Consider the following 2,082-nt stretch of genomic DNA (forward strand, 5'->3'; position numbering starts at 1 on the left):
AACGGGGATGCCCTGAAATATACCTACGACGCTACAGGAAACCGGATTTATAAGGAGTATATTAGCGGAGGCGTCACCAGCCGGACCTGGTATGCACGGGATGCGCAAGGTAACACGCTGGCAGTGTATGGAAATAAGAACGGTGACAGCCAGGTGTACTGGAATGAGCAGGATTTGTATGGGAGCAGCCGGCTGGGTACCTGGCAGCCAGGCATCACGCTGACAGCAGGCGCAGGGGCTACCGCCTGGAGCCAGGAAGGGTTATCCCGGTATGAGCTAACGAACCACCTGGGTAATGTGTTGTCTACCATCAGTGACCAGCGGGTAGGTGTGGATAATGATCATAATGGAACGATAGATTATTACCTGCCTACGATTGCGAGTTATAGTGATTATACGCCGTTTGGGATGCAGATGATGGATAGGAATGGGAGTGCGGGGGGATACCGGTATGGGTTTAATGGGAAGGAGAATGATAATGAGGTGAAGGGGGAGGGGAATCAGCAGGATTATGGGATGCGGGTGTATGATCCGAGAGTGGGAAGGTTTTTGAGTGTGGATCCGTTGACTTCGAAGTTTTCCGAACTAACGCCTTATCAATACGCAAGTAATAGCGTAATTGCTTCTGTAGATTTGGATGGAAAGGAGAGTGAATGGTTTATAGCAGAATTATATGAAAAAAAGATCTTTGGAACATCGCATTTAGAGAAAGTGCGAAAAGGATTCACGGAAAGAGCTGTTTCAACAGCTAAAGTTTTTATAAATGGAGGTATTGAGCAATTGAAAGATTTTGCCAATAACTCAACTTTTACCTTTGCAGACCCCTCGAAAGGACGACAATCAATGAACAACGAGATTAATAAACTCTTGGCATTGGAGAAAGGGTTAAAAGAAGTTGTAGGTGATTATTGGGACCTGGCTCAAAAAGCGGGCAAAGGAGATGAAAAAGCTATTGGCGCTATTGGATTTGAAGTAGTTTTATTTGCTCTCCCCGTAGGAGAGGAAGCTAAAGTTGCCTCAGTTATACCAAGGGGATTTAAAAATGCGGCACAATTCGCTAAAGTTGGAGAAGAATTGTCTATTGCTCTAGATAAATCAGGGATAAAGTATAAAGAAATCGGAGTTAGAGGGAGTGCTGTAAGTGGGATTTCATCTAAAGGTGGATTTTGGAGAGAAAGTGCTATGAACGGTCTTCCTGCTAGCGATATTGATGTATTTGTTACTTTAGAAGAGGATATTCCAGTTTCTGGCGGCCTAAATAGGCCTCAATTTATTCATCCCGATAAAATGATCAAAGCCTATCCGGAATTAAAAGCATGGTCACAAAAGTGGACAAATATTTTGGGGCGGGAAATTACACCGGCAGCGGATAAACCTGAGCCTAAGGCTAAGCCCGTGACTATTTCTCCCACTCCTCCTGCAAATTCTAATTCTAATCCACCAACTCAACATTAACTTAATTTTTTATTTTATGATCGAACACATATTTTTTAACATGAATGGAGAAATTGAGTCAGTTGCTGAAATATTCTTCTCCTCTCTGGGGATAAAAGCAAATATTGTGGAAGGACGTAGTTTCAGTTCATCAACCGGCGTGTATTATTCTTTTTCTATTTTTGGGATTGTGATAAGATTGGAGGGCAATTGTTATGATTACGATAATGAGTATGCTTATATGGTAGGAATAAAAGAGGATTTTTTGTCTGGATTAATTATAAACGATGAGTCGACTCTTCATTTAGCTAATATTATAATTCAGTTACTTATAAAAAATTTAAAAATCCCAATAGCTTACGAAATCGAATTTGGAAAAATTAAGGTGTATATGCCCGATGAAGATTTGAGCTAATATGGAATACGTTGCAGGGCTGGTTGAAAGGTGTAAATGGCAATACGGCTAACGATACTCAGGATATCGGAGGGGATGGCATCAGTGGCAGCCCTTCTTCCACCATCGCGCGGAAGAACTCGATTTGTATATAAAAATTCATTATTGTCCGACTAAAATTGGGTAAAAAACAGAGGGATCCCTTTGTCAATAAGGGTTACCGCTTAAAAATCGATTGTCACAAAATCAGGGGG

The 2,082-nt window shown here is 41.7% G+C and carries 2 protein-coding genes; both read left to right on the plus strand.

Features of this window, described 5'->3' with window-relative positions:
• The coding region (locus GA0116948_RS20825; RefSeq protein WP_089715818.1) for an RHS repeat domain-containing protein at window positions 1–1,455 on the plus strand (1,455 nt) is incomplete at its 5' end.
• Between the two features lie 16 nt (window positions 1,456–1,471).
• Complete coding sequence (locus GA0116948_RS20830; RefSeq protein WP_089715820.1) at window positions 1,472–1,849, plus strand: hypothetical protein; 378 nt, start codon at window positions 1,472–1,474, stop codon at window positions 1,847–1,849.
• Window positions 1,850–2,082 lie beyond the last annotated feature (233 nt).

The sequence above is a fragment of the Chitinophaga costaii genome, from assembly GCF_900094705.1.
Classification (GTDB): domain Bacteria; phylum Bacteroidota; class Bacteroidia; order Chitinophagales; family Chitinophagaceae; genus Chitinophaga; species Chitinophaga costaii.

What these genes read in the sequence shown, in the direction of transcription:
- GA0116948_RS20830 (WP_089715820.1), top strand. Translation starts at nt 1,472, where the DNA reads ATGATCGAACACATATTTTTTAACATGAATGGAGAAATTGAGTCAGTT.